Genomic DNA, 26,178 nt, shown 5'->3' with positions numbered 1-26,178 from the left:
CGCCACCAGCGCGTGAGCGAGTCGTCGGAGTGCGACAGGAGCGGACCCCCGCTCAGGCGGTCTTGCCCGACTTCAGCATGTAGCCGAAGCCGCGCTTGGTCTGGATGAGCGGCTCCGAGGAGTGCGGATCGATCTTGCGGCGCAGGTACGAGATGTAGCTTTCGACGATCCCGGCGTCGCCGTTGAAGTCGTACTCCCATACGTGATCGAGGATCTGCGCCTTCGAGAGCACGCGGTTGGGATTCAGCATGAGATAGCGCAGGAGCTTGAATTCGGTCGGGCTCAGGTCGATCGACACGTCACCGACGCTGACGTCGTGCGTGTCCTGATCCATCGTCAATTCGCCGGTGCGGATGATCGACTCTTCATCCGCCTGCATCGTGCGGCGCAGGATGGCTTGGATGCGGGCGACGATCTCATCGAGGCTGAACGGCTTGGTGACGTAGTCGTCGCCACCGGCGTTGAGCCCCATGATCTTGTCTTCGGTCTCGTCTTTGGCGGTGAGGAAGAGGATCGGAGCGGTGTAGCCCGCGCCGCGCAAACGCTTGGTGACGCTGAACCCGTTCATGTCGGGGAGCATCACGTCGAGCACGATGAGGTCGGGTTCCTCTTCGAGCACGGCCGAGATCGTCTGCGCGCCGTTGGCCACGGCTCGCACCTGGAACCCGGCGAAACGCAGGCTCGTGATGAGCAGGTCGCGGATGTTGGGTTCGTCGTCCACGACGAGGATGCGAGGAGCTGTCATGCCCTCATTATCGTGATCTGACCCAGCAATGTGCTGGATATGGAACGGAAAGCCGTGTGCTGGTATGCGTCAGGCGGCCTGTGCGTCGATTCCGTCGGCATCCAGGATGGTGTAGGCGTACCCCTGCTCGGCCAGGAATCGCTGACGATTCTGGGCGAAATCCTGGTCGACGGTGTCACGCGCGATGAGCGTGTAGAAGCTCGCGGTGTGGTTCGACTGCTTCGGTCGAAGGAGGCGGCCGAGACGCTGCGCCTCCTCCTGGCGCGAGCCGAACGAACCCGACACCTGGATCGCGACCGAGGCTTCGGGCAGGTCCACCGAGAAATTCGCGACCTTGGAGACGACCAGTAGCGGAATGCTCCCGTCGCGGAAGCCCTGGAAGAGCTCCTCGCGCTCGGGGATCGGCGTGGCGCCCGTGATCTGCGGCGCGTTCAGCGCTTCGGCGAGCTCGTCGATCTGATCGAGATACTGCCCGATGATCAGCACCCTCTCGCCCGGATGCCGTTCGACCAGGCGCCGGGCGACCTCGATCTTCGCGGGGGCGGTGGCGGCGAGACGGTAGCGATCCTCGTCGGCGGCCGCGGCGTATTCGAGTCGCTCATCGGCCGGAAGGTCGATACGCACCTCGTAGCAGGCAGCGGGCGAGATGAAACCCTGGGCCTCGATCTCTTTCCACGGCGCGTCGAAGCGCTTCGGACCGATCAGGCTGAAGACATCGCCCTCTCGACCGTCTTCGCGCACGAGCGTCGCGGTGAGACCGAGGCGGCGGCGCGCTTGCAGGTCGGCCGTGAGCTTGAACACCGGAGCGGGGAGCAGGTGGACCTCGTCGTACAGCACGAGGCCCCAGTCGAGAGCGTCGAGCAGGGCGAGATGGGCGTACTGGCCTTTCCGCTTCGCGGTGAGGATCTGGTACGTCGCGATGGTGACCGGCTTGATCTCTTTGACCTGGCCGGAGTACTCGCCGATCTCCTCGGGCGTGAGACTCGTGCGGCGCAGCAGCTCGTCGCGCCACTGGCGCGCGCTGACGGTGTTGGTGACGAGGATGAGCGTCGTGGTGCGCGTGTCGGCCATGGCGCCGGCACCGACCAGCGTCTTACCCGCTCCACAGGGCAGGACAACGACGCCGGAGCCGCCCTCGGAGAACGACTCGACCGCCTGGCGTTGGTAGGGACGGAGGCTCCAGCCGTCCTCGGCGAGGTCGATCGGGTGCGGCGTCCCCGGCGTGTAGCCGGCGAGATCCTCGGCGGGCCAGCCGATCTTCAACAGCTCCTGCTTGATGTGCCCGCGCGCCCAGGCGTCGATGAGAAAGCTGTCGGGGCTCGGGCGACCGATGAGAAGCGGGGAGATGCGCTTGTTGCGCGACACCTCGCTGAGCACCGCGGCATCGGTCGAGCGCAGCACGAGCTCACCCTCGTCGTTGCGCTCGATGACGAGGCGCCCGTAGCGGTTGACCGACTCGCGGATGTCGGTGCTGACCGACGCCGGCACCGGGAAGCGCGACCACCGGTCGAGGGTGTCGAGCATGGACTCGGCGTCGTGGCCGGCCGCGCGCGCGTTCCACAGCCCCAAACGGGTGATGCGGTAGGTGTGGATGTGCTCCGGTGCGCGCTCGAGCTCGGCGAAGACCGCCAGTTCGTGGCGCGCCGTCTCTGCGTGAGGGTGCGCGACCTCGAGGAGCACGGTGCGGTCGCTTTGCACGATAAGGGGGCCGTCAGCCATAGCGTTCGAGTCTACCGGGGTCGGGAAGGGCGGGGCGTGCGCGGCCGTCAGTCGACGCGTGCGACGCCGTCGATGTGAGACAGGGGGAGAGTGCGCTCGACGTCCGCTGCGCGGTCTCGACCGCGCAGGCGTCCGCCGCCGAGGCCGGTGGCCTCGAGGCGGAAGACCCGGGCCGAGCCGTCGGGGAGGCGGACCGTGACGTCGATGATCGAGCGCGCGCGGACCGCCTGATCGAGTTCGCGCTCGAGCCATGCGGCATCCGAGTCTCCCGCACCTGTGCGCAGCCGCTCGATGAGGCCGTCGTAGGCGTCCAAGGGGGCCGTGGTCCGAGCCTCGGGGGCAGCCAGCTTGGCACGCTCGAGAGCGCGGGGGCGTCCCGCGGCGTCAACCGCCACCGCGGGGTAATGGGCGTCGGTGAGCGCCCAGAAGACGACGTCTGCTGCGACGTGCGAGACGAGCTCGTCGTCGGTGCGGGTGAGGGCGATCGAGCGCAGCGACTGGTCGACCTCCATCGAGCGCAGGAGCGTCTCATCGTCGGTCAGGACCCGGGTGAGGTGAGAATCGGCGTCGGTGATGACGCGCACGCGACCGTGTTCGGCGGCGGTGCGCTCGATCACGTATGCGAGCGGCTGCGGGAGTCCGGTGAGCGAGATCCCGGTGAGGAACTCGCGAAGGCTGTCGGCCGTCTCTCCCGCGGTGATCGCGGCGCCGATCGTCGCGGCGCTGAAGCGATAGCTCGACGCCTGGGCGCGGGACTCGCGCGCGGCCATCGAACGCAGGCGTACGTCGAGGTGCGGGGCGAGCGGGCCCGGGGCGATCGCCGTGAGGTCGTTCTGCAGGTACACGCGGTCGACTTCCGGCGGCAGGAGCTCGCGCAGCGACGAGGTGTCGACGTCTCCGCCCTCGGCCAGCGGGGTCGCCCACGGCGTCGAGTGACCGGCGGCGTCGAGCAGCCCCCAGCGGACCAGACGCTTGATCCACAGGTCGGCACGCTCGGGACCCTCGGGGTCGAACGGCGTCGCAGAACGCCACTGCTCGGTGGGGATCCACCCGCCGTCGGGGGAGCGGTAGGCGGCGGGGAGAGCGTCGCGGAGGGCCTCGGCGGTGCGCTGCCAGCGCTCGAGTGTCGGCAGGCGCAGCCACTCGCGCCCGGCGGGAGACACGAGCCATGCGCGCTCATTCGTCCCGAGCAGGCCCACCTCGGCCGCGAGCCCGACGAGAAGGTCGGCTTCGGCGGCGGTGGTCACGGCTCCGGCCTCGACGAGACGTCGTCTCTCGGCGGCACCCAGCGACCCCGATCCGATGCGTCCGAGCGGAGCATCGAGCGTTTGCATGAGGATGTCGGCGAGGGAGGCGGCGTTGGTGAACACCGCTTCGGAGGCGGCGCCGTTTCTCTCGGGCGTCGCCCGGGTACGATGCGGAGCCGCGGCATCCGGGATGCCCGAGGGCAGGATGTCGCGCGCCGCGTCGATCACGGTGGGGAAGGGGAATCCGTCGTCTCCGACGAGAGCACGGGAAGCCAGACGCTCGCGGATATCGCCGGTCGTCGCACGGCCGTCGGCGGCGTCGAGCAGGGCGACGGCTTCGTCGCGACCCAGAGCGGGGAGTCCGCGCGCCACGGACGTCGGATCGAGGAGCGCTTCGGCCGCGTCGAACATGTCGCGCCAGGTGCTCGAGGGCGAGATGTGGCGTTCGGCGAAGAGGCGGGCGAGATCGGTGTCGCTGCGCGCGCTCAGCGAGACCGCCAGTGCGCGTTGTGCGGAGGCCTCGGGCACGTCATCAGGCCTTGTTGGCCTTGGCCCTACGGATGAAGCTCATGATGAGCACGGCGAGCAGGCACGCGAAGGCCACCGGAGGAGCGATGTAGACGAGCAGACCGATGACCGGCCAGACGCCCGTCCCCATGTCGGCGCCGGAACTCGAGCCGATGATGATGGCGAAGAAGCACACGATCGACAGCGCGAGAAGGCCCAACGACATGAACGCGAGAATGCGATCGATGCGGCGGACGGGGACGTCGTCGCCCGGTGTGCTGCCACCGGAGGTGCGGGTGCTCATCGGGCTCAGCCTACTGCCTGGCGGCGGTGCCGTAGGCTGGAAGACCGGGATCCGTTCGGGTCCCGTGTTCCGCCGCGCTCTCCGCGCATTCATCCAGCGAGGTGTCCATGCCCACCGGCAAGGTCAGGTTCTACGACGACGAGAAGGGCTTCGGCTTCATCGTCACCGATGACGGCCAGGACGTGTTCCTGCACGCCACCGCCCTGCCCGCCGGAGCCCCCGGACCGAAGGCCGGGACGCGCCTCGAATTCGGTGTGGCCGACGGAAAGCGCGGCCTGCAGGCGCTCTCGGTTCGCGTTCTCGATGCTCCCGTGAGCCTGTCGAAGCGCTCGCGCAAGCCCGCCGACGACATGGCGATCATCGTCGAAGACCTCGTGAAGCTGCTCGACGGCATCGGCGGGGATCTGCGACGCGGTCGCTACCCGAACGGTCCTCACGCGCAGAAGATCGCCGCGGTCCTGCGCAAGGTCGCCGATGACTTCGAAGCCTGAGCAGCCCGTCGATGAGCGCCTGACCGGCGCTCACGACCTGGCGCTCGCGGCTCTGCACGAGATCACTCCGGCCGACACCGTCGGCCCCGCGGCCGGATACACGGCCGAGGAGGACGGCGCGGTCTCTTTGCGCTTCCATACCCGACTCGCGGGCTACCCGGGCTGGTTCTGGACGGTCAGCGTGGCCGTGGTGGACGACTCCGAGCCGACCGTGCTCGAGGTCGAGCTCCTGCCCGGCGACGGGGCGCTGTTGGCTCCCGACTGGGTGCCGTGGGCGACCCGTCTGGCGGAATATCAGGCGGCGCAGGTCGCGCTGGCTGTCGACGACGACGACGACGAGGACGACGAGGACGACGACCTCGATGAGGACGTCGACGACGAGTCGGACGACGAAGACGACGAGCACGAGCCGAAGGCGCGCTTCCACGCGGGCGATCTGGACGGGGTCGACATCGACGAGCTCGACGGCGGCTCCGCGAGCAGCGACGACCAGGACGACTCGGATGACGACGACTCGGATGACGACGACTTTGACGACGACGAGGGCGATCGTAGCTACTGACTGCCGCTCATGACGAAGGCCGTCCCGCCTCGGCGGGACGGCCTTCGTCATAAGCGGATCAGGCTTGCGGCAGGCGCTCGATCGTGTAGTCGATCGCCCCGATGAGGCGGCGCACGTCTTCGGGCTCGATCGAGACGAAGGTGGCCACACGAAGCTGGTTGCGGCCGAGCTTGCGGTACGGCTCGGTGTCGACGATGCCGTTCGCGCGCAGGCTCTTGGCGATCGCCGCCGCATCGATGCGGTCGTCGAAGTCGATGGTGACGACGACGGGAGAGCGGTCGGCGGGATCGCTCACGAACGGCTTCGCCACCGCGCTCGCGTCGGCCCACTCGTAGAGGGCCCTGGACGATTCGGCGGTGCGGGCGCCGGCCCAGGAGAGGCCGCCGTTGTCGAGGATCCATCCGAGCTGATCGTCGAGGAGCAGGAGCGTCGCGAGAGCGGGGGTGTTCAGCGTCTGCTGCAGACGCGAGTTGTCGAGCGCGTTCTTCAGGCTGAGGAACTCCGGGATGTAGCGGTCGGATGCCGCGATCCGCTCGATCCGCTCGATCGCGGCCGGCGAGACGGCGGCGTACCAGAGCCCGCCGTCCGAGCCGAGGTTCTTCTGGGGCGCGAAGTAGTAGACGTCCGCCTGCGACACATCGACGTCGATGCCTCCCGCAGCGCTGGTCGCGTCGATGACCGTGAGAGCGCCGGCATCCGCGTCCATACGTCGGATCGGGGCGGCGACGCCAGTCGAGGTCTCGTTGTGCGGCCAGGCGTAGACGTCGACGCCGGCGACGGCCTCGGCGGACGAGCGCGTCCCGGGCTCGGCCTTGCGCACATCCGGTGCCTGAAGCCACGGGGCGGTGGCGGCCGCGGCGAACTTGCCACCGAACTCGCCGAAGACCAGGTTCTGGCTGCGGTTCTCGATGAGTCCGAACGCGGCGGCGTCCCAGAAGGCGGTCGATCCGCCGTTGCCGAGGAGGATCTCGTATCCCTCGGGCAGACGGAACAGCTGCGACAGGCGCTCCCGCGTGCTGGCGACGAGGTTCTTCACCGGCGCCTGGCGGTGCGAGGTTCCGAGGATCGACGCGCCGCGGGTGACGAGGGCCTCGAGCTGCGCACCGCGCACCTTGGAGGGGCCGCACCCGAAGCGACCGTCGGTGGGCAGGAGTTCGGCGGGCAGTTCCACGTGCGGCATGGCACCGATTCTAGGGTCACCCCCGGACGCCGCCCGCGCTCATGTCGGACAGGGTCGGTAGGCTGAGAGGACTTGCCGCGCGACATCGAGGACACCCGCATGACCGATCTGATCGACACCACCGAGATGTACCTGCGCACGATTCTGGAGCTCGAAGAAGAGAGGATCGTGCCGCTGCGCGCGCGCATCTCCGAGCGCCTGGGGCACTCGGGACCCACCGTCTCCCAGACGGTCGGTCGCATGGAGCGCGATGGTCTCGTGGTGGTATCGGAAGACCGTCGCCTCGAGCTGACGGACTCCGGCCGCCAGAAAGCCGTCGATGTCATGCGCAAACACCGGCTCGCCGAGCGCCTGCTGAGCGACGTCATCGGCCTCGACTGGGCCTACGTGCACGACGAGGCCTGCCGATGGGAGCACGTGATGAGCGAGCAGGTGGAGCGCCGGCTCGTCGAACTGCTCGGCCACCCCACGGAATCGCCGTACGGAAACCCGATCCCGGGTCTCGATCAGCTGGGCGACGCCGCGAGTGCCACCTTCGACGTCGGTGTGATCGGCCTGGTGCGCAAGCTGACCGACGCGGGTGGACCCATCACCGGTACGGTGCGCCGGCTCGCCGAGCCCGCTCAGGTCGATCCCGAACTCCTGCAGCAGCTGAAGGCCGCGGGTGTGCTCCCGGGTGCTCGTGGCGACTACCGCTTCAACGAGGGGTACGTCCTCGTCCAGATGGACGGCGTCGACGAGGGGCTCGAGCTGCCCGTCGAGGTGGCCTCTCACATCTTCCTCGTCGCCGAGGACTGAGCCCGGCCGTTTTCCGCAGAGGTCCGGCCGGGCATCGCCTGGGAGCGGTTACCGAGGCGTGACTTGTTCGTTATCTTCGGGTAGCCTCAGAAAGTCCACAGGCGAGAAGCCCGCCGTCGGACCCCTCGCGGTTTGCCTCATCGGCTCGTCGTCCGCGCAGGGACCAGCCCGCACATCGTGCCCCACATTCGAGTGCTGACGAGCCAGCGTCCCCGAAGACGCAGAGGCGCCGGAGGAACTTTGGCTGAACACAACGAGCCCGCAGCGGACCTACCCGAAGGTGCCGCGACGGGACCCACTCGCAAGAGCACGCGCGCCGCGGTCGCCCGACCGACGAGCCGCGTCCTGCAGGCCGCGGCTCCCGCGACCGCCCCGGTCGCTCGTACCGCTCCCCCTCGTGGCGCCTCGTCGTCGCGCCGCGTCGGCAAACCGCTGCGCAGCGCCGTGATCCTCTCGATGGTCGCGGGCCTCGTCGCCACCGTCGCGATCCCCGCCTACGCCGCGACCATGCCTGCCGCCGACACCATGACGTTGCAAGAGATGTCGGCCGCCGACAACCAGTCGCTCGTCGTGGCCTCCGACGCGGCCGCCGAAACCCTCGACCGCAGCAGCTACTCGGCCACCACGGCCGATGAGATCCAGAAGAAGAAGGATCAAGAGGCCGCTGCTGCCGCCGCCGCCGAGCGCGCGCGCCAGCTCGCCGCCAACGCCTCGAAGGCGTCGACCTCGGTGAGCTCCATCGATCTGAACATGACCGCACCCGGATCGGGTGAGGTGCGCTGGCCGCTCACGAGCTACACACTCGGTCGCGGTCTGTGGGACTCCGGCTATCACCAGGGCGTCGACCTGCTCGCTCCCGGCGGTCAACCGATCTTCGCCGCCGCCGGTGGAGTCGTCAGCGTCTCGCAGGAGAGCTACGGCGGATACGGCGTCGCGATCGTGATCGAGCACGTGATCAACGGCCAGAAGGTGTCGACCACGTACGGCCACATGACCTACGGCAGCCGTCAGGTGCAGGCCGGCCAGACCGTCGCCCCCGGCCAGCTCATCGGCCTGGTCGGATCGACGGGCAGCTCGACCGCCAACCACCTCCACTTCGAGGTGCACATCAACGGCTCGGTGGTCGATCCCTACGCCTGGCTGCAGCAGAACGCCGGCTGATTCTTCTCTCGAGGCGGCGTGCCGGGGACATCGTTCTCCGACACGCCGCTTTCTGTTTCCCCCCTCAGCCGACCCCGGGCGTGTCGCAGTGGGTTAGCCTGTCACCGACGTCGGAAGAACCGAAGGGACATGCCGATGAACACCAGTCAGCGCATCCGCACCATGGATGCGCTCGGGCTGCTCGTTCTTCGGCATCGTGTGACCGGATGCCGTGGCTTCGCCGCGACTTCTCAGGCGCTGTCTGTCTAGACAGCGCCTTTTTCATACCCTTTCGCGCCTGCCGTCGTCGCGAGTCGAACATCCGAGAAGCCGTCTCGGCCATTCGAGAGGACGAGAAATGCGCACACTGGTGCTGAATGCGGGCTACGAGCCCCTCGCGGTCGTGTCTTTCAAACGAGCCCTCGTGCTCGTCATGAACGACAAGGCCACCGTCGTCGAGAGCGTCGACGAAGACCCGGTCTGGGCTGCCCGCGGAACCTACGATCGCCCGGCGGTGATCATCCTGACGCGTTACGTGCGGGTTCCGGGCGCCCGCCAGGTTCCGGTCACCCGCCGTGGAGTTCTGCGCCGCGACGCGCACCGGTGCGGATATTGCGGCAAGGCCGCGTCGACGATCGATCACGTGCTTCCCCGCTCCCGCGGTGGTAAGGACACGTGGGAGAACCTCGTGGCCTGCTGCCTGCTCTGCAACAACGTGAAGGGCGATCGCACCCCGCAGGAGATGCGCTGGGAGTTGCGGCTCGTGCCCGCACCTCCGCGGGGCTCGTCGTGGACCGTGCGCGGCGTGGACAAGAGCGACCCGCTCTGGGAGCCGTATCTGGCACTGGCGGCCTGAGTTTGGCATCCACCGCTCTTGTGGGGGGGCGTGTGGTGGGATGAGGGGTATGACTCGTGCTCTTCTCGTGATCGATATGCAGAGGGGATTCGACGACCTCGCCTTCTGGGGGCCGACGGCCAACCCCGATTGCGAACGCAACGTCGTCGCCCTGATCGATGCGTGGCAGCGTGCGGAGGAGCCGATCGTCGTCGTGCGGCACGAGTCTGCGTCCCCTGGCTCTCCTCTTCACCCGGACGGTGAGGGCAACGCCCTCGTCGAGGCGGTCGCCGACGTTCCGGCGGATCTCCTCGTGTCGAAGAACGTCAATTCGGCGTTCTACGGCGATCCCGATCTGCACGCGTGGCTGCGTGAGCACGGCATCCGAGAACTGGTGATCTGCGGCATCCAGACGAATATGTGCGTCGAGACGACCGCGCGCATGGCCGGAAACCTCGGCTACGACGTGACGGTGGTGCTGGATGCCACGCGCACCTTCGACCTGAGTGCAGAGATCGCGGGGCTCGGAACCGTCACCCGTCCTGCCGCCGAGCTCATGGCGAACACCGCCCTCGTGCTGCAGCAGGGAGGGTTTGCGCGGATCGCCGCGACGGTCGATCTGGTCTGAAGCAGACATGCGTGCGGGGGCCGTTCTCGGCCGGATGCCGGGGGATCGGCGTGCTCGTTCGATCATTCGATCGGAGCTTCTGCGCAATGTCGGAGGTCGATCGTATCTTCGACACACAGGGATTGAGGTCATCGAACAGATGTTCTAACCTGTGGGAGTGAGGGCGATCGTGAGAGACCAGGTACAGGCCGTACCCGACATCCCTGCGCTCCGTGATCGCCTCGAGCGCATGCAGGGGCGGCGCATGGACGCCCCCGTCCTGCCGACGCACCCGGCGTTCTCCGCACTGCTGCCCGGTGGGGGGCTGCGGTCGGGGTCCGCATACGCCCTGGCACGTTCGGCCTCTCTTCTGCTGGCGCTCATGGCCCGTCCCTCCCAAGACGGCGCGTGGTGCGGGGTGATCGGCATGCCCGAGCTCGGTGCCGAGGCCGCTGAGAAGTACGGTCTCGATCTCGATCGTCTCGTTTTCATCCCCGATCCGGGCCCCCGGTGGTTGGCCGTGACGGCGACGATTACCGAGGTGCTTCCCGTGGTGGCCGTACGCCCACCCGCGGGAGCGGCGGCCGCGCGCGGGGGCGTCGAGGCCACGCGGTTGGCCGCGCGCCTGCGCGATCGCGGTTCGGTGCTGCTCGTGCAGGGGGCCTGGCCCCAGGTCGAGGCCGTGATCGACGTCGCCGATCCCCGATGGTCGGGAATCGGCCAGGGGCATGGGTATTTGGCCGGTCGTGAGCTGACCGTATCGGTGACCAGCCGCCGTTCGCCGAATCCCCGCCGCGCCCGCATGCTGCTGCCCGCGGCCGACGGGTCGATCGAGTTGCTGGGCTCCCCGGCCGAGCGTCTGGTTTCGCGTGACCGCGATGCTGTTCCCGTACGGGCAGTGGGCTGATGCACGCTCCTACGCGCAGCCTCGTGCTGTGGTTCCCCGACTGGCCCATCACGGCGTTCGTGAGCGAGGCCGTGAGTCCTCCTCGACCGGATGCCGCGGTGGCGGTGTTCGCCCATAACGTCGTCGTCGCGTGCTCGTGGGCGGCTCGGGCGCAGGGCGTGCGACGCGGGCAGAAACGCCGAGACGCGCAGGCGTTGTGCCCGGGGCTGCAGGTGGTGCCGGCCGACCCGGTACGGGACGTACGCGCATTCGCCCCGGTCGTCGCCCGGGTCGAGGAGCGCGCTCCCGGGGTGCAGGTCGTGCGCCCCGGACTCTGTGCTCTCCGGGCGCGGGGTCCGGCGCGGTACTACGGCGGGGAACTCGAGGCAGCTCGCGTGCTGGTCCGGCTGCTCGATGACGACGGGTTCGGGGGCGTGCGCGCGAGCGTCGCCGACGGGGTGTTCACCGCTGAGCAGGCGGCACGTTCGGCGGCTGTGGATGATCCCGTCCGTATCGTCGAGCCCGGTGCGGCCGGAGCCTTCCTCGCGCCCCTCTCGATCGCGACCCTCGAAGACGACGAGTTCGGGAGCCTGTTGGCGCGGTTGGGCGTGCATACCCTGGGCCAGTTGGCCGCGCTCCAGGTCGAGCGAGTACGAGAGCGATTCGGCGAGAGGGGAGTGCGTCTGCACGCGCTCGCCGGGGGACTCGATTCCCAACCGGTCCAGCCGCGTACGCCCCCGCCCGAGCTGCACCGCGACGTCGCGTTCGAACCACCGCTCGAGCTCGCCGACCAGATCGCGTTCGGCATGCGCGTGGCCGCCGAAGAGTTCATCGCCCAGCTCGGCGCGCACGACCTCGTCTGTACGGAGCTACGGGTCGTGCTCACGGGAGAACGGGGCGAGCGCAGTGAGCGCGTATGGCTGCATCCCGGTTCGTTCGACGCTGCGGGGGTGGTCGACCGCGTGCGCTGGCAGCTCGCCGAAGACGCACAGGGAATCTTCGGCAGCGGTGTCGCGGGTGTCCACATCGAGCCCGAGGCCGTCGATGTCGCGGCGCACCACGCCAAGGGACTGTTCGGGGCCGGACCCGACGAACGCGTACACCACGCCCTTTCTCGGGTGCAGGCCATACTCGGCCACCGCGGGGTCGTGACCCCGACGATCGGCGGTGGTCGCTGGCTCGCCGAGCGCCAAGTGCTCGTACCGTGGGGTGATCGTGTGGTCGCCGAGAAGGTGCGGACACGGCCGTGGCCCGGCAGTCTCCCCGATCCCCTGCCCGCCACCGTGTACCCCGAACCACGCCTGGTGGGAGTCACCGACATCGCGGGGGCTCCGGTCACTGTCGGGGAGCGCGATGTCGTGAGTGCTCCACCCGCCGTCCTCGAGACCGCGGGGCAGCGACGCCGCATCCGCGAGTGGGCGGGCCCATGGCCGATCAGTGAGCGGGGGTGGGACGCCTTGCGCGCTCGCAAAGCGCACCGGTTCCAGGTGGTGGATGCCGAGGGGGGCGCGTGGCTCCTGGTGGTCGAAGAGGGCGAGTGGCGAGCGGAGGGGCGGTATGACTGATCATCGACCCGGTCCCCGGGCGGAGGGGCGCTGATGGGCTGGACCAACCCTCCCGTGAAGTGGTCGGAGCTCGAGCGCCTGCTCAGCGACGCCCGCCGCCCCACCGGCGCTCCACCGAACGGTGACGGCGGCGACAGCCCGGCCTGGTCGCACAAGCGCGGGGCCTACGTGCCGCCCTCGATCGAACGCCCGGCCGACACCGTTCCCTACGCCGAACTCCACGCGCACTCGTCGTACTCGTTCCTCGACGGCGCCTCTTCCCCCGAAGAACTCGTCGAAGAGGCCGAACGTCTGGGCCTGCACGCACTCGCCCTCACCGACCACGACGGCTTCTACGGCATCGTGCGGTTCGCCGAAGCGGCCGAACAGCGCGCGGTGAACACGGTCTTCGGTGCGGAGCTCTCGCTCGGGCTCTCCGGCCCCCAGAACGGGGAAGCCGACCCGATGGGTTCGCACCTCCTCGTCCTCGCCCGTCAAGAAGAGGGGTATCACCGCCTTGCCGCGGCCATCACCCACGCCCACCTCACCGGTGCGGAGAAAGGGAAACCGGTCTACGACCTCGAAGACCTCGCCGAGCGCGCCGGAGGACCCAGCGACCCGCAGTGGGCGGTGCTCACCGGATGCCGCAAGGGGGCGGTGCGGCAGGCTCTCGCCTTCGAGGGCCCGGTCGGAGCCGCGCGCGAACTCGACACCCTCATCACCCTGTTCGGTGCGGAGGCCGTCTACGTCGAGCTGATGGACCAGGGCGATCCGCTCGATTCCCGACGCAATGACGTGCTCGCCGGTCTCGCCGCCGAGCGGGGCCTGCCGATCCTCGCCACCAACAACGTGCACTACGCCGCTCCGCAGAAAGAGCTGCTCGCGGCCGCCGTCGCCGCGGTGCGGGCGAACCGCGGCCTCGACGAGCTCGACGGCTGGCTCCCGGCCCACGCCGGGGCGCACCTGCGCTCGGGGGTGGAGATGGCGGCGCGGTTCCGGCGGTATCCGGGAGCGGTGGCCCGCACGGTCGAGCTCGCCGATGAGATCGCCTTCCCGCTGCGTCGGGCCAAGCCCGCCCTGCCGAAGCAGAAGGTGCCCGAGGGGCACACCCCCATGTCGTGGCTGCGGCACCTGGTGTGGGAGGCCGTCCCGCGGAAGTACCCCAACCTGTCCGACGACGACCGGCGCCGCATCGAGCGCGAACTGGGTGTCATCGAGATGAAGGACTTCCCGGGCTACTTCCTCATCGTCTACGGCATCGTCGCCGAAGCGCGTCGGCGCGGCATCCTGTGCCAGGGGCGCGGCTCGGCGGCCAACAGCGCGGTCTGCTATCTGCTCGACATCACCGCGGTCGACTCGATCTTCTACAAGCTGCCGTTCGAGCGGTTCCTGTCGAGCCTGCGCGACGAAGAGCCCGATATCGACGTCGACTTCGATTCTGACCGCCGGGAAGAGATCATCCAGTGGGTCTATGGCGAGTACGGGCGGGAGCGAGCGGCCCAGGTGGCGAACGTCATCCAGTACCGACCGAAGAACGCCGTGCGCGACATGGCCCGGGCACTCGGGCACTCCCCGGGGCAGCAGGACGCCTGGTCGAAGCAGGTCGAGCGGTGGGGGGCGACGCTCGAGACCGGAGCCGACCACGACATCCCCGACCAGGTCATCGAGTTCGCGTCGGAGCTGCTGAAGGCACCGCGGCACCTCGGCATCCACTCGGGCGGCATGGTGCTCACCGACCGCCCGGTGGGCGAGGTCGTTCCCATCGAGCACGCGCGCATGGAGAACCGCACGGTGATCCAGTGGGACAAAGACGACGCCGCCTGGATGGGGCTGGTCAAGTTCGACCTGCTGGGCCTCGGCATGCTCGCGGCGCTGCAGTACTGCTTCGACCTCATCCGCGGGGCGACGGGCGAGAACTGGGAGCTGTCGACACTGCCCAAGGAAGAGAAGGCGGTGTACGACATGCTGTGCCGAGCCGACTCGATCGGGGTGTTCCAGGTGGAGTCGCGCGCCCAGATGGGCCTCTTGCCTCGACTGCAGCCGCGGAAGTTCTACGACCTCGTGGTGCAGATCGCCCTCATCCGTCCCGGGCCCATCCAGGGCGGGGCCGTGCATCCGTTCGTGCGTCGCAAGCTCGGACAGGAGGCGATCACCTACGTGCACCCCAAGCTCGAGCCGGTGCTCGAGCGCACGATGGGGGTGCCGGTGTTCCAAGAACAGCTCATGCAGATGGCCGTCGCCATCGGCAACTGCTCCGCCGAAGACGCCGACCTGCTTCGCCGGGCCATGGGCTCCAAGCGTGGGCTCGAGCGCATCGACTCCCTCCGCGAGACGCTGTACGCGGGCATGGCCGAGAACGGTCTGGAGGGGCAGGTCGCCGACGAGCTCTATGCCAAGATCCAGGCGTTCGCCAACTTCGGTTTCGCCGAGTCGCACTCGCTGTCATTCGCTCTGCTGGTCTACGCCAGTTCCTGGATCAAGCTGCACTACCCGGCGGCGTTCCTCGCCGGTCTCTTGCGCGCGCAGCCCATGGGGTTCTACTCACCCGCCACGCTCACCGCCGACGCCCGCCGCCACGGGGTGCAGGTGCGTCGACCCGACCTCCTGCGTTCGGGAGTCGAGGCCACCCTCGAGAGAGCCGATGACACGCCGGGAAGGACCGGAACAGAGCGGGCGGATGCCGTGGGCCCGGCGGCGGAGACGGGATCGGAGCCCCATCCGGCAAGAGGTGTACCGACCGGGCTCGACGCGTGCGCGCACGCGGTTCAACCGCCGACGGGGGAGTTCGACCCTTCCGAAGCCGACGAGACGCGCGCTCATCGCCGCGACGGGGGATTCGCCGTGCGTCTCGGGCTGGCCGGGGTCACCGGAATCGGTGCCACGGTCGCCGAGCGCATCGTCACCGAGAGAGAGGCCAACGGGGACTACCGCGATCTGCGCGACCTCGTTCGCCGTACGGGGATGGTGACCGCGCAGCTCGAGGCCCTCGCCACGGCCGGCGCATTCGAGTGCCTCGGGCACACGCGGCGCGAGGCGATCTGGCTGTCGGGCTCGGCCGCTCTGGACCGCCCGGAGTTTCTTCCCGACTCGCTGGTGGCCGTGCAGCCGCCCTTGTTCACCGATCCGTCGAGCTATGAGATCCTCGCGTCCGACCTCTGGGCGACGGGGCTGTCGGCCGACGATCACCCGCTCACACACTTCCGCGCCGCTCTCGATGCCCGCGGGGTGCTGACCTCGCGCGAGTTGCGCACCTGCGAAACCGATCGGCGTATCGAGGTGGCCGGACTCGTCACCCACCGGCAACGGCCGGCGACGGCATCCGGGATCACGTTCCTCAACCTCGAAGACGAGCACGGGTTGATGAACATCATCTGCTCGGTCGGCGTGTGGAACAGGTACCGCCGGGTCGCACGCGAATCACCCGCTCTCATCGTGCGGGGGATGCTCGAACGCTCGGTCGAGGGAGTGACAAATGTGATCGCCGACGGGTTCACCGATCTCCGGGTGGGCGTGGCGCACGCGTCGCGAGACTTCCGATGACGTCGGATGCCATCACTAGACTCGGGCCATCTCGCCCGGTTCCGCACCTGACAGGGGAAACGACATGACTGACACTCCCACTCCGCCCGACGGCTGGTATCCCGACCCCGCGGGGGGCGGTGGTCTACGCCGCTGGAACGGCACGAGCTGGACCGATGAGGTACGTTCCGCGGGCGGCGAGCCGGCCGCGCCGAGCGAAACCGAACAGCACGCTGCCGCTGACTCCGGGGCGGGGTCGCGCACCGGTGAAGAGTCCGCCGCGTCCCCCGGGTCCGCGTTCGCCGAGGCATCCTCGTCGGCTGACGGTTCCACGTCTGCAGACCAGTCCGCGGCGGGCCACAGCCCTGCGGAGGGACTCGATAGCGACTCCCCGTCCGGTGGTGCGCACGTCACCGGGCCGTCGCACGACATCTCGGCGAGCCTCGACCCGCACGACGGTCCCGCAGCCGTGACCCCGGCAGGGGCCGCATCTACCGCAACCGGCACGAGCGTCCCGCCCGTGACGCCGCCCGCCGCTCCCGTCGCTCCTCCCGAGGCCCCGGCGTACACGTCGGCTCCGGCGTTCCCGAGCGCCCCGTCGTACCCCGCCGCTCCGGCGTACGGTGCGGGTGCGGCCGCCGCAGGTGCGGGTTACGGCGCGACTCCCGGCTACCCGAGCGCACCTCCGGTGACCTACGACACCGCCGCCCCCCGCCGCGACATCAAGACCAACACCGTGTGGGTGTGGCTGATGGTCTTCCTGCCGCTGCTCAGCCTGCTCGGCGTGGTCATCTTCGACTGGTCATCGTACTTCCGTGACGCCTTCTACGCCGGCGTGTACTCGTACGATTCGGGTCCCGCGTCGATGGCCGGCACCAACGCGGCGACCGCACTCATCACCGTGGTGACGTCGGTCGTGAGCATCGTGGTTTCGGCGCTCACGGTGCTGTTCGCCTTCCTCGACTGGCGTCAGCTGCGCGCACGCGGCGTCGATCGCCCGTTCCACTGGGCTTTCAGCTTCTTCGTGCTGGCCATCGGCTCGGGGCTGGTGTACATCATCGGCCGCGGCGTCATCCTGCGCCGCCGCACCGGTTCGGGGCTCGCCCCGATCTGGGCGTCCATTGCGGTCAACGTCGCCGTGGTCATCGCGTTCATCGTCTGGATCGTCGTGCTGGTGTCACAGATGACGGCGCTCATCAGCGAGTTCTCCAGCAGCTACGGCTACTGACGCGAAGGGGGTGCTGCCGATCGATTCGGTGGTGCCCCCTTCTCTTCGTCGATGACGTTGCGTGACGTTATGTTCCGCTCCGCGACATCGTCGCCCGAGGCCTCTTTCGACTGACATACGCTCCTCGAACCGATGCCCGATGTCGGTACCGCCGGGGAGGCTACGCATGTCCACACCATCCATCGCTCAGCAGGTCGACGACTTCAACGTCGGCTTCGAATCACAGATCGGCGATCGCCTCGCCGCGGTCTTCTCCGGGGAGCAGAGCGAGCTTCGCGCCGCCGGTGTGCCGGACGGCGCGCTCGGAGAGGGCGACACGGCTCCGGACGCCGATCTGCTGACCGCCGACGGCGCGGCGGTCTCGTTCTCGTCCGTCCTCGACGACGCCGCGACCGTCGTCGTCTTCTACCGCGGCGCGTGGTGCCCGTACTGCAACATCACCCTGCGTACCTACCAGCAGGACCTCCTGCCGGCGCTCGAAGAACGAGGGGCGCAGCTCGTGGCGATCTCACCCCAGACCGCCGACGGCACCGCGCAGAGCCAGGGCAACAACAGCCTCGATTTCACGGTTCTGTCCGATCCGGGCAACGTCCTGGCCGACCGGTTCGGAATCGTCACGGAACCGAGTGCGCACGCCCAAGAAGCGCACACGGAGCTCGGATTCGCCGTCTCGGACAGCAACGCAGACGCGACGGCGCGCGTGCCCTTCCCCTCGGTGTACGTGATCGATCGGTCCGGACGCATCCGTTTCGCGGATGTCCACGTCGATTACACCTCGCGTACCGAAGTCATCGACATCGTCGGAGCCGTCGACCGCCTCGGCGACAACTGATCAGCGCCGTCCGCCGGGGCGTCGGGCCTCGGCGGACGGCTTTCGACCGCTCCCTCAGCGGCGATGCACCGCCAGAACAGCGTCGAGCACAGCGTGCGCCGTGTCGTCCTTCGAGCCCGACGCGATCGCGACGATCTCGCCCGCGGCATCCACGATCGTCAGCGCATTGCCCGTCGTCTCGAAACCGCGCGTCCAGCCCACGGCATTCGCGGCCAGAAGATCGACTCCCTTGCGGGCCGCCTTCACACGAGCCCGCTCGAGGAGTTCCGCGTCGTCGGCGACCGTCTCGGCCGCGAAAGCGACGATCGTCTGCCCCACCCGCCGAGCGGACACGAGCCCCGCGACGATGTCACGGTTTTCGCGCAGTTCGAGGACGAGGCCGCCGGGGGAGTCCTGCTTGCGGAGCTTGTGCTCCGACACCGCGGCGACGGAGTAATCCGCCACCGCCGCAGCCATGACGATGACATCGGCGTCGGGTGCCACGGCATCCATCGCCTGTCCGAGTTCGTCGGCGGTGCCCGCGGCGATCACCTCGACGCGAGGGTCGGGACGGACGTCGGCGCCGAGATGGGCGGCGACGAGTGTCACACATGCGCCGCGATCGGCAGCGGCTCGCGCGATCGCCACCCCCTGCCGTCCGCTCGAGCGATTGCCGAGGAAGCGCACGGGGTCGATGGGCTCGCGCGTGCCCCCGGCACTCACGACGATCGAGAGTCCGTCGAGGTCACGGGGGCGTTCGACCAGAGCGAGGGCGACGGCGACGATCTCCTCGGGCTCCGACATGCGCCCCGGGCCTGAGTCGCCGCCGGTGAGGACGCCGTCGGCGGGGCCGACCACGTGCACGCCGCGAGCGCGCAGCACGTTCATGTTGTGCTCGGTGGCCGGATGCCGCCACATCTCCGTGTGCATCGCGGGGGCGACGACCACCGGGGCGGTCGTCGCGAGCAGGGTCGTGCCGAGCAGGTCGGACGCCAATCCCGCCGTCATCGCGGCGAGGGTGTTCGCGGTCGCGGGTGCCACGATCACGAGATCGGCGGACTGGCCCAGGGCGACATGTCGGACGCGCGCGACGTCGTCGTGCACGGAGGTCGTCACCGGGTTGCGACTGAGCGCCTCCCAGGTGGGCAGGCCGACGAAGCGCAGAGCGTCCTCGGTGGGGATGACGTGCACGTCGTGTCCCGCCTTCACGAGGAGGCGCACGAGGCTCACGGTCTTGTAGGCGGCGATGCCCCCGGTCACTCCGACGACGACGAACATCGTCACAGTCTTCCAGGTCGGCGTCCGCGACGGGTGCAGGCGGTGCGACGAGAACAGGGACAATGACCAGAACAGGGGGGTTCGGAGTCGAAGGGCCCGTTCCCGCGCCGCGTCTGTTCTCCTGACGGACGCCGGCACCCTCGGACCTGCCCGACGCCTGCCTCGCGAGGGTAGCGTGGGGGCAATGTGCACCGTCGTGATCGACGTCCCCACCGCTCCCGGCGAACCCGTGCGGGTGCTCGCCGTCCGCGACGAGGACCGCGACCGCCCCTGGCGCGGCATCGGACCCTGGTGGCCCGAGCGCGACGGCATCGTGGGCGTGCGAGACGACCGCGCCGGCGGTGCCTGGCTCGCAGTCGATCCGACCGCTCGGCGGCTGGCGGTGCTGCTCAATCGCGAGGACCTCTCCGACCGCCGCGACGATGAGGTCGTCAGCCGTGGCAGCGTTCCCCTCGATGCGGTGGGGGCCGGCATCCCGAGCCGTCCCGCCACCCGCGGCTTCAATCTCGTGGAGGTGGATGCCACGGGCGCGCACCTGGTGGAGTGGGACGGCCTCGTCTCGCGTCGCACGCCGCTGACCCCCGGCACGCATATGGTCGCCCACCACGCCGTCGACGACCCGGGCACCCCCCGTATCGCCCGCTGGCTCGACGCCTTCCGCGGGGCGGGCCTTGCTGCCGGAGACGACTGGTGGATGCCATGGCTCGGCGTGATCGAGAGGGCCACGCACGAACCCGAGGCGTCTGTCCTGCGCCGGGACGCGCATGACGGGCTCGTGCTCGAGTCGCTCCTGGTCTGCGTCGCGAGCATCGGCCCCGACGGGGTGGATCTGCGCGAGGCGACGCTCGCGGAGCCGGGGCGGTGGGATGCCGGCCTCGTCGACGCCCTGCGTGAGAGCGTTCCGCTCGCGCGTCCGTCCGTAGCCGCGCGCGCGGAAGCGTCGCAGTAGGCTGGGGTGATCCCGCCTCCGTAGCTCAGGGGATAGAGCGCCGCACTCCTAACGCGGGCGTCGCAGGTTCGAATCCTGTCGGGGGCACACCGAGGGGACACGTTCGACAGGGTCGTGTTCTCGTCGCGATCGCACTCAAGCGAGCGGCGTCATGGGCTCATGACGCCCAGCGTGCGAGATGACCGTGCTGGTGGGCTCCGAGCCGCGGCCGCGTGTACGCGGCGCCGCGGACGCGCACGAGGTGGTGCTCGACGAAGGCACGGAGCATCTCGACCGTGACCCCCAACTCTTCGGCGACCTCGCCGGTGCTCAGCCCGATCGATTCGAGCCGCGCGTAGTGAGCGGGGGCGACGAGCAGGGCGGCCGCGTACGCATCGGCCGCGGCCTCGGCGGCGGGATCCGTCGCGCCCTTGGTGACCGTGGAACGCATGACCGAGCTCGTGCGCGAGGACGCACGCGCGCTTGATGGGAGTGAGGCCGAAGTGGGAGACCACGGGCTCGTGGCTTTCTTGACGTACTCGGACGAGGTGCACCCCACTGCCAGGCTCGTCGCATCCTTGGGGAAGTAGCCGATGAGCTAACGCCGCGCCGGGTCAGCATCGAACGTCACCGAGCGCAGCACCTTGCGGCCGTGCACCTCGACCGTGCGGACGATCGCGATTCGCTTGTTCTTGTCGAAGATGAGGCCCCCGGCTCGAGGGAGCGCTGCAGCTGTGACACGGGCAACCACACGTGCACCATGCGAATGACCACATGAGCCGACGGGGTGTGAACGCTCGCCCATAGCGGCAATGTGAGGTGGGCGCCGTTGCCTCGGGAGACGCCTTCTGCCATGATTACTGAACGATCGGTCGGAAAACCTCGCGGGTGAGGTGGACGGGCCCCGCCAGAGTCGGCGGGGGAGAGGGTGGCGATGGCGGACGCGTTTCTCATCGGAGGTGTGCGCACCCCGGTCGGACGGTACGGCGGGGCTCTGGCATCCGTTCGTCCCGACGATCTGGCGGCGCTGGTGGTCGGCGAAGCGGTGGCTCGCGCGGGCGTTCCCGTCGAGGCCGTCGACGAGGTCGTCCTCGGTGCGGCGAACCAGGCCGGCGAAGACAATCGCAACGTCGCCCGCATGGCCGTTCTGCTCGCGGGGCTTCCCGACAGCATCCCGGGGCTCACCGTCAACCGCCTCTGCGCCTCGGGAATGAGCGCGATCGCGCTCGCCGCTCAGGCGATCCGCGCGGGCGATGCCGAGGTGATCGTCGCGGGCGGCGTGGAGTCGATGACCCGTGCTCCCTGGGTGCAGGCGAAACCCGAGAAGCCATGGTCGAAGCCCGGGGCGGCCTTCGACACGTCGATCGGCTGGCGCTTCACCAACCCGCGCCTCGCCGCGCGCGACAAGGCCACCTTCGCCATGCCCGAAACGGCCGAAGAGGTCGCCCGCGTCGACGGCGTCTCGCGCTCCGACGCGGACGCCTTCGCGCTGCGCAGCCACCAGCGGGCGATCCAGGCTCAGGATGCCGGTCGCTTCCGCGCCGAGATCGTGGCCGTCGAGACCGCCCGGGGCATGATCGACACCGACGAGGGTCCGCGTCGCGACACCTCGCTCGATGCGCTCGCGCGACTCCGACCCGTCGTGAAGGGGGGCGAGGTCGTGACGGCGGGCAACTCCAGCTCGCTCAACGACGGGGCGTCCGCGATCGTCGTGGCCAGCGCCGCCGCCGTCGAACGGTTCGGACTGCGTCCGCGCGCGCGGATCGTCGCGCATGCCTCCTCCGCGCTGGCGCCCGAGGTCATGGGGCTCGGTCCCGTGCCCGCGACCGAGAAGGCCCTCGCGAAGGCGGGGCTGTCGGCATCCGCTCTGGGAGCCGTCGAACTCAACGAGGCCTTCGCGTCGCAGTCGATCGCGTGCGTGCGGCGACTCGGACTCGACCCCGAGATCGTCAACGCCGACGGCGGGGCGATCGCGCTGGGTCACCCCCTGGGGTCGAGCGGCTCGCGGTTGATCGTGACGCTGCTCGGCCGCCTGGAACGCGAGGACGCGCGGTACGGCCTCGCGACGATGTGCGTCGGGGTGGGGCAGGGCACGGCGATGATCCTGGAGCGGGCCCATGGCTGAGTCGCCCCTGGCCAGGGCGCGGGAGGCTTCGCCGGGTTCCGACGCCGATGCGTCAGGCTCGCCCGCCCGGCTCCGCATCGACGCCCGCGACGACCGTGTCGTCGCCACCCTCGACAGACCCGACCGCCGCAACGCGATCGATCAGGCGATGGTCGACGAGTTGCACGCCCTCTGTGCGGACCTCGAGGAGCGTCCGCGCACCCTCATCCTCACCGGGGCGGGAGGCATCTTCGCCGCGGGGGCCGACATCGCCCAGCTCCGCGACCGCACGGGCGACGACGCCCGCCGCGGGATCAACGCCACGGTGTTCGATCGCATCCGCCGCCTGCCCATGCCCGTGGTCGCCGCCGTCGACGGATTCGCGCTGGGCGGGGGAGCCGAGCTCGCCTACGCCGCCGACATCCGCCTGGGGACACCTCGCGTGCGCTTCGGCAACCCCGAACCGGGTCTCGGCATCATCGCCGCGGCGGGAGCCTCGTGGCGCCTGCCCGAGATCGTCGGACACGCCCGCGCGAGCGAGCTGCTGCTCACCGCCCGCGTGATCGACGCCGACGAAGCGCTCGCGTGGGGGCTGCTCTCGAGCATCCACGAGCCCCAGGATCTGCTCGACTCCGCTCACGCGGTGGCCGACCGGATCGCCGTGAACTCCGCCCGCGCGACGATCCTCACCAAGCGTGCCCTGCTCGCCCCGCGCAACGCGCACCCCGCCATCGACGGCGAGCTGCAGGCCGAGCTGTTCGACAGCGCGGACAAGTACGCCCGCATGACCGCGTTCCTCGAGAGGAAGAAGAGATGACCTCCCCCGTTACCGCCACGGTCCGAGACACGCCATCCGTTCCCGTCGTCGTCGGTGTGCTCGGCGGAGGCCGCATGGGGGCCGGCATCGCCCACGCGTTCCTGCTCGCGGGAGCCTGCGTGCACGTCGTCGAGCGCGATGCGGAAACCGCCGCCCAGGCGCGGGGCCGCGTCGAGGCCGCTCTCGCCCGCTCGGCAGCGCGGGGCACGCGGCTTCCGGATGCCGACGCCCTCACGACCAGCGTCGACACCGGCGCGTTCGCCGAGGCGGACCTCGTCGTCGAGGCCGTGCCGGAGGACCGGGCCCTGAAGCTCGGCGCCCTCGCGCGGATCGAGGGCGCCGTGCGCGACGACGCCGTCGTGGCATCCAACACCTCCTCCATCTCGATCGACGCGCTCGCCGGAGCGATGCGGCGTCCGCAACGGTTCCTCGGCCTGCACTTCTTCAACCCGGTGCCGGCCTCGGCGCTGGTCGAGGTCGTGACGGGTGCCGACACCGCGCCCGAGGTCGTGACGCGAGCGACTCGGTGGGTGGAGGCGATCGGCAAGGCCGCTGTCGTCGTGCGCGATGCGCCGGGCTTCGCGTCGAGCCGCCTCGGGGTCGCTCTCGGTCTCGAGGCCATCCGCATGCTCGAAGAGGGCGTCGCCTCCGCGCAGGACATCGACACGGCGATGGAGCGGGGGTATCGGCATCCGATGGGCCCCCTCCGCACCACCGACATCGTCGGTCTCGACGTACGGCTGGGCATCGCCGAAGAACTCGAGCGCGCGTTCGGTGCGCGCTTCACCCCGCCCGCCTTGCTGCGCGACCTCGTCGCCCAGGGCCACCTGGGTCGCAAGACCGGCCGCGGATTCTACGAATGGAGCGAATGATGACGTTTCTCCCCAGCTACGTGAACGGTTCGTGGTGGACGCCCGCCGACGATCCGGATGCCGCGATCGTCCGCGACGCGTCGACCGGCGACGAGATCGTCCGCGTCAGCACGAAGGGCCTCGACCTCGCGGCCGCCGTCGCGTACGCCCGTCGCGAGGGGCGGGCGAGCCTGGGCGCCCTCACCTTCCCCGAGCGCGCGATGGTGTTGAAGAACCTCGCGATCGCGCTGAACGAGCGTCGTGACGAGCTCTACGCCCTGTCGGAGCGCTCCGGCTCGACCCGCCGCGACTCGCTCAGCGACATCGACGGCGGCATCGGGGTGCTCTTCACCTTCTCGTCGAAAGCCCGCCGGGAGTTGCCCGCGGGGACGGTCGTGCTCGACGGACCGATCGAGCCGCTGTCGAAGGACGGCTCCTTCCTCGGAAGGCATGTCTACACGCGTCTTTCGGGGGTCGCGGTGCAGATCAACGCCTTCAACTTCCCCATGTGGGGCGCGCTCGAGAAGTTCGCGCCCGCGTTCCTGGCCGGCCTTCCCACGATCGTCAAGCCCGCGACCCCCACGGCCTACATCGCCGAGGCGTGGGTGCGGATGGTGGTCGAGACGGGCCTGCTCCCCGAGGGCTCGCTGCAGCTGGTGAGCGGCAGCGTGCCGGGACTGTTCGATCTGCTCGACCTCGGCGACACCGTCGGCTTCACCGGCAGCGCCTCGACCGCCGAGCGGCTGCGCGCCCGGGCGAAGCCCGGTGTGCGCTTCACGAGCGAGACCGATTCGATCAACGCCTCGATCCTGGGCCCCGACGCCGTCCCCGGCACGCCCGAGTTCGACGCGTACGTGAAGCAGCTGCTCGTCGAACTGACCACCAAGGCGGGACAGAAGTGCACCGCGATCCGCCGCGCGATCGTGCCGACGGGGACCACGGATGCCGTGGCCCGCGCGCTGCGCGACAGGATCGCCGAGCGCGTGGTCATCGGCGATCCGCGCGCCGAGGGCGTGACGATGGGCCCGGTCGTCTCGATCGAGCAGCGCGACGAGGTGCTGCGCCAGGTCCGGGCGCTCACCGACGCCGGGGGACGCTTCGTCGTCGGTTCGGCGGACGTGCCGCGGGGCGTGCCCGCCGAGGGCGCGTTCCTCCAGCCGATGCTTCTCGCGTTCGCGGATGCCGCGACCCCGGCCGTCAACGACATCGAGGCCTTCGGTCCCGTCGCGAGCATCGTCGAGTACGCCGACGTGGCCGAAGCGGCGACCATCGTGAGCCGGGGCGGGGGATCGCTGGTCACCAGCGTCGCCACCCACGACCCCGACGTCGCGACCGAACTGCTCACGCGCATGGGCGCGATGAACGGCCGCGTGCTCTTCCTCGACCGGGACGACGCCCGCACCTCCACCGGGCATGGGGCACCCGTCCCGCACCTCGTCCACGGCGGGCCCGGTCGCGCCGGCGGCGGCGAGGAGCTCGGCGGCATCCGCTCGGTGCTGCACTCCATGCAGCGCACCGCGATCCAGGGCTCGCCCCGCATGCTCACCGCGCTCACCGGCGTGTGGCATCCGGGAGCCGACACCGATTCCTCGGGTGCGCACCCTTTCCGCAAGCCCCTGTCGGAGCTTCGGATCGGGGATGCCGTGGAATCGGCCGAGCGCCAGGTCACTCTCGACGACATCGAGGTCTTCGCGAACTTCACCGGCGACACGTTCTACGCGCACATGGACGAGGAGTCGGCCGCGGCCAACCCCTTCTTCCCGGGGCGGGTCGCGCACGGCTACCTGCTCGTGTCGTGGGCGGCGGGACTGTTCGTCGACCCGGCGCCGGGGCCGGTGCTCGCCAACTCCGGGCTCGAGAACCTGCGCTTCGTCACCCCCGTCTCACCCGGAGACCGCATCCGCGTCGCCCTGACGGCGAAGCAGATCACCCCCCGAGAGACCGACGACTACGGCGAGGTGCGCTGGGACGCCGTGATCCGCAACCAGCACGACGAGATCGTCGCGCACTACGACGTGCTGACGCTCGTGGCGAAGACGTGGCAGCCTGCTCCCGCGGCGGTGCTCGCATGAGCCTG

At 69.7% G+C, this 26,178-nt stretch carries 24 protein-coding genes and 1 tRNA gene; 17 read left to right on the top strand and 8 right to left on the bottom strand.

Annotated elements, in window-relative coordinates:
• Positions 1-52 precede the first annotated feature (52 nt).
• The 4 genes from MTE01_RS05060 to MTE01_RS05045 form a co-directional block, all read right to left on the bottom strand.
• Positions 53-745 carry a response regulator transcription factor gene (locus MTE01_RS05060; RefSeq protein WP_055838218.1) on the bottom strand — a complete coding sequence of 231 codons (693 nt, stop codon included), beginning with the start codon at positions 743-745 and terminating at the stop codon, positions 53-55.
• A gap of 69 nt (positions 746-814) precedes the next feature.
• Entirely contained in the window at positions 815-2,464 is a 1,650-nt protein-coding gene (locus MTE01_RS05055; protein WP_103206248.1) for a DNA repair helicase XPB, read from the bottom strand.
• Positions 2,465-2,511: 47 nt separating this feature from the next.
• Positions 2,512-4,239 carry a helicase-associated domain-containing protein gene (locus MTE01_RS05050; protein ID WP_174799642.1) on the bottom strand — a complete coding sequence of 576 codons (1,728 nt, stop codon included), beginning with the start codon at positions 4,237-4,239 and terminating at the stop codon, positions 2,512-2,514.
• Between the two features lie 4 nt (positions 4,240-4,243).
• Positions 4,244-4,522, bottom strand: coding sequence for a multidrug ABC transporter ATPase (locus tag MTE01_RS05045; RefSeq protein WP_103206249.1), 279 nt, complete (start codon positions 4,520-4,522; stop codon positions 4,244-4,246).
• A 107-nt stretch (positions 4,523-4,629) separates the two neighbouring features.
• Here MTE01_RS05045 and MTE01_RS05040 point away from each other — a divergent pair, with 107 nt between their 5' ends.
• Positions 4,630-5,013, top strand: coding sequence for a cold-shock protein (locus tag MTE01_RS05040; RefSeq protein ID WP_056229171.1), 384 nt, complete (start codon positions 4,630-4,632; stop codon positions 5,011-5,013).
• On the top strand, positions 4,997-5,575 hold the full coding sequence (locus MTE01_RS05035) for a DUF3027 domain-containing protein (protein ID WP_141376061.1): 579 nt from the start codon (positions 4,997-4,999) through the stop codon (positions 5,573-5,575). The genes MTE01_RS05040 and MTE01_RS05035 overlap by 17 nt, the downstream gene beginning before the upstream one ends.
• Before the next feature lie 58 nt (positions 5,576-5,633).
• Here the strand turns inward: MTE01_RS05035 and serC are convergent, their stop codons facing one another.
• Positions 5,634-6,755, bottom strand: coding sequence for a phosphoserine transaminase (gene serC, locus MTE01_RS05030; protein ID WP_116239042.1), 1,122 nt, complete (start codon positions 6,753-6,755; stop codon positions 5,634-5,636).
• Between the two features lie 99 nt (positions 6,756-6,854).
• On the opposite strand from serC, the gene MTE01_RS05025 reads away from it, so the two are divergent.
• The 9 genes from MTE01_RS05025 (at position 6,855) to MTE01_RS04985 (ending at position 18,144) form a co-directional block, all read left to right on the top strand.
• Positions 6,855-7,553, top strand: a complete 699-nt coding sequence (locus MTE01_RS05025; RefSeq protein ID WP_141376059.1) for an iron-dependent transcriptional repressor DtxR — start codon at positions 6,855-6,857, stop codon at positions 7,551-7,553.
• A gap of 240 nt (positions 7,554-7,793) precedes the next feature.
• Positions 7,794-8,714: a M23 family metallopeptidase gene (locus MTE01_RS05020; protein ID WP_246077984.1), complete on the top strand. Its 921-nt coding sequence runs from the start codon at positions 7,794-7,796 to the stop codon at positions 8,712-8,714.
• A gap of 337 nt (positions 8,715-9,051) precedes the next feature.
• Positions 9,052-9,549, top strand: a complete 498-nt coding sequence (locus MTE01_RS05015; RefSeq protein ID WP_103206252.1) for an HNH endonuclease — start codon at positions 9,052-9,054, stop codon at positions 9,547-9,549.
• Between the two features lie 49 nt (positions 9,550-9,598).
• Entirely contained in the window at positions 9,599-10,156 is a 558-nt protein-coding gene (locus MTE01_RS05010; protein ID WP_116239041.1) for a cysteine hydrolase family protein, read from the top strand.
• A gap of 244 nt (positions 10,157-10,400) precedes the next feature.
• Positions 10,401-11,042, top strand: coding sequence for a DnaE2-dependent mutagenesis accessory factor ImuA' (gene imuA' / locus MTE01_RS05005; RefSeq protein ID WP_246077983.1), 642 nt, complete (start codon positions 10,401-10,403; stop codon positions 11,040-11,042).
• Positions 11,042-12,586, top strand: a complete 1,545-nt coding sequence (locus MTE01_RS05000; protein WP_141376057.1) for a DNA polymerase Y family protein — start codon at positions 11,042-11,044, stop codon at positions 12,584-12,586. The genes imuA' and MTE01_RS05000 overlap by 1 nt, the downstream gene beginning before the upstream one ends.
• Before the next feature lie 33 nt (positions 12,587-12,619).
• A complete protein-coding gene (locus tag MTE01_RS04995) occupies positions 12,620-16,105 on the top strand; it encodes an error-prone DNA polymerase (protein WP_141376055.1) in 3,486 nt (1,161 codons plus the stop codon).
• Between the two features lie 64 nt (positions 16,106-16,169).
• Complete coding sequence (locus MTE01_RS04990) at positions 16,170-17,312, top strand: DUF2510 domain-containing protein (protein ID WP_141376053.1); 1,143 nt, start codon at positions 16,170-16,172, stop codon at positions 17,310-17,312.
• 166 nt (positions 17,313-17,478) lie between these two features.
• Positions 17,479-18,144, top strand: coding sequence for a peroxiredoxin-like family protein (locus tag MTE01_RS04985; protein WP_141376051.1), 666 nt, complete (start codon positions 17,479-17,481; stop codon positions 18,142-18,144).
• 54 nt (positions 18,145-18,198) lie between these two features.
• Here MTE01_RS04985 and coaBC read toward each other — a convergent pair whose 3' ends face one another.
• Positions 18,199-19,401, bottom strand: a complete 1,203-nt coding sequence (gene coaBC / locus MTE01_RS04980) for a bifunctional phosphopantothenoylcysteine decarboxylase/phosphopantothenate--cysteine ligase CoaBC (RefSeq protein ID WP_170210613.1) — start codon at positions 19,399-19,401, stop codon at positions 18,199-18,201.
• A 184-nt stretch (positions 19,402-19,585) separates the two neighbouring features.
• Between coaBC and MTE01_RS04975 the strand changes: the two genes are divergently transcribed.
• Positions 19,586-20,350, top strand: coding sequence for an NRDE family protein (locus MTE01_RS04975; RefSeq protein WP_141376047.1), 765 nt, complete (start codon positions 19,586-19,588; stop codon positions 20,348-20,350).
• A 14-nt stretch (positions 20,351-20,364) separates the two neighbouring features.
• Positions 20,365-20,437, top strand: a tRNA-Arg gene (locus tag MTE01_RS04970).
• Between the two features lie 70 nt (positions 20,438-20,507).
• On the opposite strand, the gene MTE01_RS04965 is transcribed toward MTE01_RS04970, so the two are convergent.
• Positions 20,508-20,780 carry a hypothetical protein gene (locus MTE01_RS04965; RefSeq protein WP_116239035.1) on the bottom strand — a complete coding sequence of 91 codons (273 nt, stop codon included), beginning with the start codon at positions 20,778-20,780 and terminating at the stop codon, positions 20,508-20,510.
• Positions 20,781-20,927: 147 nt separating this feature from the next.
• Positions 20,928-21,080 (bottom strand): hypothetical protein, encoded by a 153-nt coding sequence (locus MTE01_RS16970; protein WP_170210612.1) that lies wholly within the window; start codon positions 21,078-21,080, stop codon positions 20,928-20,930.
• Between the two features lie 183 nt (positions 21,081-21,263).
• On the opposite strand from MTE01_RS16970, the gene MTE01_RS04960 reads away from it, so the two are divergent.
• From MTE01_RS04960 to paaZ, 4 genes are read left to right on the top strand one after another with little or no spacing between them, the layout of a single operon-like run.
• A complete protein-coding gene (locus MTE01_RS04960; protein WP_141376045.1) occupies positions 21,264-22,454 on the top strand; it encodes a thiolase family protein in 1,191 nt (396 codons plus the stop codon).
• Positions 22,447-23,250 (top strand): enoyl-CoA hydratase/isomerase family protein, encoded by an 804-nt coding sequence (locus MTE01_RS04955; protein ID WP_246077982.1) that lies wholly within the window; start codon positions 22,447-22,449, stop codon positions 23,248-23,250. Before MTE01_RS04960 ends, MTE01_RS04955 begins: the two co-directional genes overlap by 8 nt.
• Positions 23,247-24,122 (top strand): 3-hydroxyacyl-CoA dehydrogenase family protein, encoded by an 876-nt coding sequence (locus MTE01_RS04950; protein WP_141376043.1) that lies wholly within the window; start codon positions 23,247-23,249, stop codon positions 24,120-24,122. Before MTE01_RS04955 ends, MTE01_RS04950 begins: the two co-directional genes overlap by 4 nt.
• Positions 24,119-26,173 (top strand): phenylacetic acid degradation bifunctional protein PaaZ, encoded by a 2,055-nt coding sequence (paaZ, locus tag MTE01_RS04945; protein WP_170210611.1) that lies wholly within the window; start codon positions 24,119-24,121, stop codon positions 26,171-26,173. The genes MTE01_RS04950 and paaZ overlap by 4 nt, the downstream gene beginning before the upstream one ends.
• The last annotated feature ends 5 nt before the right edge of the window (positions 26,174-26,178 follow it).

The organism is Microbacterium testaceum (assembly GCF_006539145.1).
In the GTDB taxonomy this organism is placed as follows: domain Bacteria; phylum Actinomycetota; class Actinomycetes; order Actinomycetales; family Microbacteriaceae; genus Microbacterium; species Microbacterium testaceum.
The sequence above is the reverse complement of the archived record's forward strand: the minus strand, read 5'-3'. Positions and strand labels throughout refer to the sequence as shown.

What these genes read in the sequence shown, in the direction of transcription:
- MTE01_RS05060 (WP_055838218.1), bottom strand. Translation starts at nt 745, where the DNA reads ATGACAGCTCCTCGCATCCTCGTCGTGGACGACGAACCCAACATCCGC.
- MTE01_RS05055 (WP_103206248.1), bottom strand. Translation starts at nt 2,464, where the DNA reads ATGGCTGACGGCCCCCTTATCGTGCAAAGCGACCGCACCGTGCTCCTC.
- MTE01_RS05045 (WP_103206249.1), bottom strand. Translation starts at nt 4,522, where the DNA reads ATGAGCACCCGCACCTCCGGTGGCAGCACACCGGGCGACGACGTCCCC.
- MTE01_RS05040 (WP_056229171.1), top strand. Translation starts at nt 4,630, where the DNA reads ATGCCCACCGGCAAGGTCAGGTTCTACGACGACGAGAAGGGCTTCGGC.
- MTE01_RS05035 (WP_141376061.1), top strand. Translation starts at nt 4,997, where the DNA reads ATGACTTCGAAGCCTGAGCAGCCCGTCGATGAGCGCCTGACCGGCGCT.
- serC (WP_116239042.1), bottom strand. Translation starts at nt 6,755, where the DNA reads ATGCCGCACGTGGAACTGCCCGCCGAACTCCTGCCCACCGACGGTCGC.
- MTE01_RS05025 (WP_141376059.1), top strand. Translation starts at nt 6,855, where the DNA reads ATGACCGATCTGATCGACACCACCGAGATGTACCTGCGCACGATTCTG.
- MTE01_RS05015 (WP_103206252.1), top strand. Translation starts at nt 9,052, where the DNA reads ATGCGCACACTGGTGCTGAATGCGGGCTACGAGCCCCTCGCGGTCGTG.
- MTE01_RS05010 (WP_116239041.1), top strand. Translation starts at nt 9,599, where the DNA reads ATGACTCGTGCTCTTCTCGTGATCGATATGCAGAGGGGATTCGACGAC.
- imuA' (WP_246077983.1), top strand. Translation starts at nt 10,401, where the DNA reads ATGGACGCCCCCGTCCTGCCGACGCACCCGGCGTTCTCCGCACTGCTG.
- MTE01_RS05000 (WP_141376057.1), top strand. Translation starts at nt 11,042, where the DNA reads ATGCACGCTCCTACGCGCAGCCTCGTGCTGTGGTTCCCCGACTGGCCC.
- MTE01_RS04995 (WP_141376055.1), top strand. Translation starts at nt 12,620, where the DNA reads ATGGGCTGGACCAACCCTCCCGTGAAGTGGTCGGAGCTCGAGCGCCTG.
- MTE01_RS04990 (WP_141376053.1), top strand. Translation starts at nt 16,170, where the DNA reads ATGACTGACACTCCCACTCCGCCCGACGGCTGGTATCCCGACCCCGCG.
- MTE01_RS04985 (WP_141376051.1), top strand. Translation starts at nt 17,479, where the DNA reads ATGTCCACACCATCCATCGCTCAGCAGGTCGACGACTTCAACGTCGGC.
- coaBC (WP_170210613.1), bottom strand. Translation starts at nt 19,401, where the DNA reads ATGTTCGTCGTCGTCGGAGTGACCGGGGGCATCGCCGCCTACAAGACC.
- MTE01_RS04975 (WP_141376047.1), top strand. Translation starts at nt 19,586, where the DNA reads ATGTGCACCGTCGTGATCGACGTCCCCACCGCTCCCGGCGAACCCGTG.
- MTE01_RS04965 (WP_116239035.1), bottom strand. Translation starts at nt 20,780, where the DNA reads ATGCGTTCCACGGTCACCAAGGGCGCGACGGATCCCGCCGCCGAGGCC.
- MTE01_RS04960 (WP_141376045.1), top strand. Translation starts at nt 21,264, where the DNA reads ATGGCGGACGCGTTTCTCATCGGAGGTGTGCGCACCCCGGTCGGACGG.
- MTE01_RS04955 (WP_246077982.1), top strand. Translation starts at nt 22,447, where the DNA reads ATGGCTGAGTCGCCCCTGGCCAGGGCGCGGGAGGCTTCGCCGGGTTCC.
- MTE01_RS04950 (WP_141376043.1), top strand. Translation starts at nt 23,247, where the DNA reads ATGACCTCCCCCGTTACCGCCACGGTCCGAGACACGCCATCCGTTCCC.
- paaZ (WP_170210611.1), top strand. Translation starts at nt 24,119, where the DNA reads ATGATGACGTTTCTCCCCAGCTACGTGAACGGTTCGTGGTGGACGCCC.